The 7,414-nt window shown below is 75.0% G+C and carries 6 protein-coding genes; 4 read left to right on the top strand and 2 right to left on the bottom strand.

Annotation, left to right across the window (positions count from 1 at the left end):
* Nucleotides 1-94: 94 nt before the first annotated feature.
* Together ACZ60B_RS35395 and ACZ60B_RS35390 are read right to left on the bottom strand one after the other, a co-directional pair.
* Entirely contained in the window at nucleotides 95-751 is a 657-nt protein-coding gene (locus ACZ60B_RS35395; protein WP_469394494.1) for a DedA family protein, read from the bottom strand.
* Nucleotides 751-1,524, bottom strand: coding sequence for an MBL fold metallo-hydrolase (locus ACZ60B_RS35390; protein WP_469394485.1), 774 nt, complete (start codon nucleotides 1,522-1,524; stop codon nucleotides 751-753). The genes ACZ60B_RS35395 and ACZ60B_RS35390 overlap by 1 nt, the downstream gene beginning before the upstream one ends.
* Nucleotides 1,525-1,607: 83 nt before the next feature.
* On the opposite strand from ACZ60B_RS35390, the gene ACZ60B_RS35385 reads away from it, so the two are divergent.
* The 4 genes from ACZ60B_RS35385 to ACZ60B_RS35370 all read left to right on the top strand — a co-directional run bounded on the left by ACZ60B_RS35385 (nucleotide 1,608) and on the right by ACZ60B_RS35370 (nucleotide 7,365).
* Complete coding sequence (locus ACZ60B_RS35385) at nucleotides 1,608-2,039, top strand: hypothetical protein (RefSeq protein ID WP_469394482.1); 432 nt, start codon at nucleotides 1,608-1,610, stop codon at nucleotides 2,037-2,039.
* 108 nt (nucleotides 2,040-2,147) lie between these two features.
* Nucleotides 2,148-4,334: a phage holin family protein gene (locus ACZ60B_RS35380; protein ID WP_469394478.1), complete on the top strand. Its 2,187-nt coding sequence runs from the start codon at nucleotides 2,148-2,150 to the stop codon at nucleotides 4,332-4,334.
* 176 nt (nucleotides 4,335-4,510) lie between these two features.
* Nucleotides 4,511-5,572 carry an ATP-binding protein gene (locus ACZ60B_RS35375; RefSeq protein WP_469394475.1) on the top strand — a complete coding sequence of 354 codons (1,062 nt, stop codon included), beginning with the start codon at nucleotides 4,511-4,513 and terminating at the stop codon, nucleotides 5,570-5,572.
* A 56-nt stretch (nucleotides 5,573-5,628) separates the two neighbouring features.
* A complete protein-coding gene (locus ACZ60B_RS35370) occupies nucleotides 5,629-7,365 on the top strand; it encodes a vWA domain-containing protein (RefSeq protein WP_469394492.1) in 1,737 nt (578 codons plus the stop codon).
* Nucleotides 7,366-7,414 lie beyond the last annotated feature (49 nt).

Below are 7,414 nucleotides of genomic sequence, written 5' to 3'. Positions count from 1 at the left end.
GGGTTGCTGTCCCGTCGCCCCCCCGCCCCCCGGGGGGGCCGGGGGCCCCCGGCCCACGGCGGGGTTCGGATCCGCCCGCTCCGCCGCGCAGCGCTCAGGCGCCGGCCGACCCGCGGACCCTGCGCCACAGCGTCGGTGCCGCGCCGATCAGCACGGTCAGCGCCACCGCCGCGACCACGCCCTCCCACGGCTCGCTGAACAGCGAGCCGCCGAGGATCCCGATGAGCTGGTACGTCACCGCCCAGGCGAGACAGGCCGGCAGATTGCCCCGGGCGAACAGCCGCAGCGGCCACTCGGCCATCAGACAGGCCAGCATCACCGGGATCCGCCCCGCGGGCACCAGCCGGGACAGCACCAGGACCGCCACCCCGTGCTCGGCGAGCTTGTGCTGCGCCCCCGTCAGCCGGTCCTCGGGCGCCCGCGCCCGGATCGCCTCCAGCCAGCGCGAACCGTTCTTCGAACGCATCCCGCGCCGGCCCAGCCAGTACAGCGCCGCGTCGCCGAGGAACGCGGCCAGCGACGCCGTCACGAAGACCGCCGCCAGGGCGAACGGCGCCGTCTGGTGGAAGGCGACCACGGCCGCCGAACTCACCAGCGCCCCCGTCGGCACCACCGGCACCAGCGCCCCGATCAGCACCAGCAGGAACAGCGACGGATAGCCCAAGGCCTGCGGTGTGGACTCCGGCGACACGGTCCGCGCGGCGGCGGACAGCACCGGAACGGCCGACAGCGACGCGAGGGCCGGGGGTATCACGGGGTGACCTCCAGGCGCACGCTCTCCCCGTGTCCGAGCCGGTGCACCACGACCTCCGGCGCGCGCTCGGCCGCGAGGCGCACGAACTCCTCGCCCGGCGCGTGGAACTCATGGGGGCGCACGGCGTCCAGCCCGATCGGCCAGTACGTGCCGTAGTGCACCGGCACCGCGCTGCGCGGCGCGAGCCGGGCGAGCGCCTCGGCCGCCCGCCCGGCGTCCAGATGCCCTTCGCCGAGGTAGGGGCCCCAGCCGCCGACCGGCAGCAGCGCCGTGTCGACCGGCCCGACCTCCTCGGCCATCGAGTCGAACAGTCCCGTGTCCCCGGCGAAATAGGTGCGCGCCTCGCCCGTCACGACGTAGCCGAGCGCGGGGCAGCGGTGCGGTCCCACGGGCAGCCGCCGCCCGTCGTGCCGGGCGGGCACGGCACGTACCACCAGGGCGCCGACCGCCGTCTCGTCCTCGGGGGCCATCTCCTGCACGTCCAGGTGGGTGAGGCGCCCGAGTCCGGGGACGGCGCGCGGAGCGCCCCGGGGCACCAGCAGGCGCGTGCCCGGCGCGAGCCGTCGCAGCGACGGCAGGTGCAGATGGTCGGCGTGCAGATGGGAGACGAGTACGACGTCCGCGCGCCGGGCGTCCGCCGGCGGCAGCGCGCCCCGGCGCCGGCGCAGATGCGCGAGCCGGCCGGTGAACAGGGGATCTGTGAGTACGCGTACGTTCGAATCCTCGACCGCGCAGGTCGCGTGGCCCCACCAGGTGATCTCCACCGGCACCTCTTTGCCTCCTTCGCGCGACTCCCCGAAGCCTACGGGCAGGAGTAGGGTCGGCGGCGAAACCCGGAGGTGAGGGGGACGCCATGGGAGAGGTGCGGGGTGCCTCCGGCGGGCCGGACGCGGTGCGCGTGACGGCGATCGCGAGCCTGACACCCTTGGAGGAACTGGACGACGACCCGTTCCTGGTGGACTCCCGCAGCCAGCACGCGATGTGCGCGCGCTGGGCCGCCGAGCGCGGGTACGCGGTCGCGCGGGAGCTGCTGGTGTGCGGGCTGCGCCCCGACCACGTGGTGCTCTGGGACGGTGTCCGCCCCGGCGTGGACCTGTTCGTGGCGCCCAGCCTGCGGGTGCTGGAGAGCGCGCTGTCGTCCGTCGAGGAGTTCACCGCGGAGGCCCTGCGGCGCGGGGTGCGGGTCGAGACGGTGGGCCGGGCCGAACCGCTGTACGACGCGCAGATGAAGGCGCGGGTGCACCGCCGGCTGTCCATGCCGACGGCCGGCTACGACGGGCGCTGACCCGGATCCCGGCGCACGTCCGGACAGGGCCCGCCATCCCGCCTGTGGCAGGGTGGGAGGGTGAGGGCCCGCGGCCGGCGTGGGGCCGGGACGCGAGGTGTACGGGCCGTGCGGGACGTGCGTTGGCGGCGGATCGCCAGTCAGGTCGGGCGGAGCATCGTGGTGTGGGCCGTCTCCACGGTCACCATGCTGGTCCTCGCGGGCATCCTGCCGGACTTCCAGCTCCAGTCCGCCGACGGTGACAGCGCCACCAGCATCGCCGTCACGGCGGCGTTCGGCGCGGGCTTCTTCGGTCTGCTGTCGGCCCTCGTGTGGCCCTTGCTCGTCCGGCTCCTGCTGCTGGTCCCCGCCTTCGTGCTGGGCCTGCTGGTCTTCTTCCTCAACGGCTCGCTGCTGCTGCTGGCGCTGCGGCTGACCCCGTCCGGCAGCAGCGAGGCGGCCCCCGAGACCGCGGTCATCGTCGCCGCCGTGATGTCCGCCGTCGCCTCCGCCACCGGCGCCGCCCTGGCCGTGCGCGACGACGAGGCCTACCGCCGCCGCCTCTCCCGGCTCGCCGTCCGCCGCCGCAGAGGCGGCCCGGCCTGCCCGAAGACCCCCGGCACCGTCTTCCTCCAGTTCGACGGCGTCGGCCACGACGTGCTCGTGGACGCCGTCGGCAAGGGGCTGATGCCGACGGTCGCCGGCTGGCTGGGCACCGGCCCCGACAGGGCCCCCGGCCCGACCACGCACCGGCTGACGTCCTGGCGCACCGACTGGTCCAGCCAGACCGGCGCCAGCCAGCTCGGCATCCTGCACGCCAGCAACTTCGACGTCCCGGCCTTCCGCTGGTACGAGAAGGACAGCCGGGAGGTGATGGTCTGCAACCGCCCGACCAGCGCCGCCGAACTCCAGCGCCGCGCGGTCGAGCGCACCGGCGACGGCGGACTGCTCACCCTGGACGGCGCCAGCCGCGGCAACCTGTTCGGCGGCGGCGCCGACGAACAGGCGCTCGTGCTGTCCATCGCCATCGGCCGCCGCGGCCGCCGCACCCGGTCCCGCTCGGGCTACTTCGCCTACTTCTGCGACCCCGCCAACGCCGTGCGCACCGTGCTGTCCTTCGTCGCCGAGGTCGCCCGCGAGGTCCACCAGTCGACCCGCGCCCGGATGCGGGGGCAGCTCCCCCGCGTCAGACGCGGGGGCCTCTACCCCCTCGTCCGCGCCTTCGCGACCGTCGTCGAACGGGACGTCGTCGTCGCCGCGGTGATCGGCGACATGCTCGTCGGCCGCACGGCCGTCTACGCCGACCTGGTCGCCTACGACGAGGTGGCCCACCACTCCGGACCGCACAGCCGCGACGCCGAGCAGGTGCTGCGGCGCATGGACCGCTGCCTCGCGCTGCTGGGCAGGGTCGCCGAGCACGCCCCGCGGTCGTACCGGATCGTCGTCCTGTCCGACCACGGGCAGAGCCCCGGTGAGACCTTCCGCTCCCGCTACGGCCTCACCCTCGGCGACCTGGTGCGGGCCGGCTGCGGGCTGCCCGTGCCGCGCCTGACCGACCGCACCCTGGCCCACGCCGTCGGCGCCGCCCGCGCGGGAGAGCCCCCGACCGGTACCGAGGCCCGGGCCGCGGTCCGGGCCGCGCTGCACCGTCCGGTCGAGGAGCGCGACGACCGGCACCGTCCGGCGGGCCGCCGCTCGGACCCGGTCGTGCTGGCCTCCGGCAACCTCGGCCTGGTGTCCTTCCCCGACGTGCCGCACCGGATGACCAGGGAGGAGATCGACGCCCGCCACCCCGCGCTGCTGCCCGCCCTCGCCAACCATCCCGGCATCGGCTTCCTCCTCGTACGCAGCGAGGAGCACGATGGTCTGGTCCTCGGTCCCGGCGGCGCGGAGATCCCGCTGGACCGGCTCGACGAGGACCCCGGGCCGCTCGCGGTCTTCGGGCCGGGCGCCGCCGACGCCGTCCGCCGCACCCACTCCTTCCCGCACACCGCCGACATCATGATCAATTCCTGGTACGACCCCGCCGCCGGTGAAGTCCACGCGTTCGAGGAGCAGATCGGCTCGCACGGCGGCCTCGGCGGCGCCCAGGGCCGGCCCTTCCTGATGTCACCGCTCGCCGTCTCGGCACCGGTCGAGGACGGCGCCGAACTCGTCGGGGCCGAGCACGTCCACCGGGTGCTGCGCCGCTGGCTGCGCGAGCCGGACGGCCCCCAGGTGCCGTTGGCGGCGGGCCCGCGGAGCGCGCGGCGGCCGAACGGCGAGGGACCCACGGAGCGGGACGGCCGGGAGGGACAGGAGGAGTGCGCGGCCTGACGGCGAGGGGCCCGTACCGCCGGGCGGCCCGACGGCGAGCGGCCCGCACCGCCGGACGGCGGCAGCGCATCGCGTGATAAATCGGCTGCGCGGGCGGACGCGTACGCACACACTGTTCGCGTCCGGCGGCGCGCACCACGGCGCGCCCGTCCCCACCCCCGCAAGGAGTCCCTGCTTTGCAGGCTGCCGTCACCGTCACGCCCGCCCGCCTCCCGGAGCTGCTGCTCGGCCTCGCCACCGTGCGGCCCGTCTTCGTCTGGGGTGCCCCCGGCATCGGAAAGTCCTCCCTGGTCAGGGAGTTCGCCGAGTCGCTGGGCCTGGAGTGCGTGAGCCTGCTCGGCACCCAGCTGGCGCCCGAGGACCTGATGGGCGTGCCGCAGATCCGGGACGGACGCTCGGTGTTCTGCCCGCCGGAGGCGATCGCCCGCGACCAGCCGTACTGCCTGTTCCTGGACGAGCTGAACGCGGCCTCGCCGGACGTGCAGAAGGCGTTCTACTCGCTCATCCTGGACCGCCGTATCGGCTCCTACGAGCTGCCCGCGGGCTCGATCGTCATCGGCGCCGGCAACCGCGCCACCGACAACGCCCTCGCCCGGCCGATCGCCTCCGCGCTCGTCAACCGTCTCACCCATGTGCACCTGGAGGCCTCCGCCAAGGACTGGCTCGGCTGGGCCGCCGCCCACGCCGTCCACCCCTGGATCCTCGACCACCTCACCGACCGGCCCGACCACCTGTGGTCCAGGCCGCCGAAGACCGAGGAGCCGTTCTCCACGCCCCGCTCCTGGCACATGCTCTCCGACGCCCTGCACTCCTTCGGCCGCGACCTCGACGAGGACACCCTGAAGGTCCTCGCGCACGGCACGCTCACCCCCGCCCACGCCGTCGCCTTCTGCGGCTACGTCAAGATCGTCCGCAGCCGGTACGGCATCGAGGCCGTCCTCAGGGGCGACGCCCCCTGGCCGCACCGCGTCGAGGACCGCGACCTGCTCTACTACCTCGCCGACTCGTTCCGCGGCCGGCTCCTCAAGGAGCTGCCCGCCGACAAGGAGCACATGCCGGCGAACGGCCGGCAGCTCGCGTACCGCGCGAAGTCGCTGCTCGTGCAGCTCGCCGAGATATCCGTCGAGGTCGCCCAGACGGTCATCGCCGCCGACGCCGAGGGCAACCCGGTGCTGCCCGCCTGGTTCCTGGTCGAGGCGGCCCGCGACATGCCCCGGCTGGTGGAGGCGCGCCGGTGAGCCGCGAGCGCGGCCGCAAGAAGCGGGACGTCGCCGCGGAGGCGTTCGCCGAGGGGATGCGGCTGTTCCGCGCCAACCCGGCGCTGGCCGCCCTCGACCTCAGCGTCTGCCGTGCGGAGGACTGTCCGCTGAACCCCCGGGACGGCCTCGTGCGCGCCGACTCCGCCGGCCTCCTGCACGTCCATCCGGCCCGGATCGCCGACCCGGCGCACTGGGCCTGGTCGCTCGCCCACGCCGGTCTCCACCTGGGCTTCGGACACCTCCCCGCGGCCGAGGGCGAGCGCGTCCAGCCCGACCGCCACGAGCTCGCCGCCCGCTGCACGGTCGTCAACCGCTTCCTGCTGACCTTCCCCGTCGGCACCGTCCCGGACGAGCTGCCGCTGAGCTACCCCGACGGCGACGAGGAACGGCTCGCCGCCCGCTGGCGGCGCACCGGACTCCCCGCCGCGTACGAGCACTGCGGCACCGCGGGCACCGAACCGGACCAGCTGCTCGTGCCGGCGGTGGGCCGGTTCGGCGGTCACCTCCCGGACTGGCAGCTGGCGTTCGCGGGCGCGCTGACCCGGACCGTGTCCGCCGCGATGGACGTGGCGGGCGGCCGGCGCGACACCCTCGACGGCGAGGCGGCCGGACGACAGCCCTGGGAGCGGGCGCTCGGCTGGTTCGTCTCCTCGTTCCCGCTGCTCGGCGGTATCGCGGCGGGCATCCGGCTGGTCGCCGACGCCGAACTCGCCCGCGCGCACGGCATCGCGGTCGCCGCCGTCGACGCGGAGGCGGGAGAGATCTACGTCAACCCCGTCCGCCGGTTCGACGACGAGGAATGGCGCTTCGTCCTGGCCCACGAGATGCTGCACGCCGCCCTGCGCCACGGCGACCGGTGCGGCGGCCGCGACCCCTATCTGTTCAACGTCGCCTGCGACTACGTCGTCAACGGCTGGCTGTGCGAGATGCAGGTCGGCACCATGCCCGACGGGCTGCTGCACGATCCCTCCCTGGCCGGTCTGTCCGCCGAGGAGGTCTACGACCGGATCGCCGTCGACCTGCGCCGGATGCGCCGGCTGGCCACGCTGCGCGGCAAGGGCGTGGGCGACGTCCTCGGCGCCCCGCTCGGCCCGGCACGCGACCACGCCGACCTCGACGGCTTCTACCGCCGGGGTCTCGCCCAGGGCCTCGACCTGCACGAACGACAGGAGCGCGGCTTCCTGCCCGGCGGACTCGTCGAGGAGATCCGCGCCCTCTCCCACCCGCCGCTGCCCTGGGACGCCCGGCTGGCCCGCTGGTTCGACGAGTTCGTGCCCCGCCCCGAGCCCGTCCGCTCCTACGCCCGTCCGTCCCGCCGCCAGTCCGCCACCCCCGACATCCCGCGGGCCGGACGCCACTTCCCGCCCGAGGAGATCGCCCGCTGCACCTTCGGCGTCGTCCTCGACACCTCCGGTTCCATGGACCGCACCCTGCTGGGCAAGGCCCTCGGCGCGATCGCCTCCTACGCCGAGGCCCGGGACGTCCCGGCCGCGCGGGTCGTCTTCTGCGACACCGTCCCGCACGACGCCGGCTACCTCCCGGTCACCGAGATCGCCGGGCGGGTGAGGGTGCACGGGCGCGGCGGCACGGTGCTCCAGCCCGGGATCGACCTGTTGCAGCGGGCCGAGGACTTCCCGCCCGGCGCGCCCGTCCTCGTCATCACCGACGGCTGGTGCGACGTGCTGCGGGTGCGGCGCGAACACGCCTATCTGATCCCGCAGAACGCACGACTGCCGTTCACCGCGCGCGGGCCGGTGTTCCGGGTGCGCTGAGCCGGAATGTGATCGGATGGTGCGCAGGAATCCCGGAACCGGGAACCCA

It is taken from the genome of Streptomyces sp. NPDC104096 (assembly GCF_055584385.1).
The sequence above is the reverse complement of the archived record's forward strand: the minus strand, read 5'-3'. Positions and strand labels throughout refer to the sequence as shown.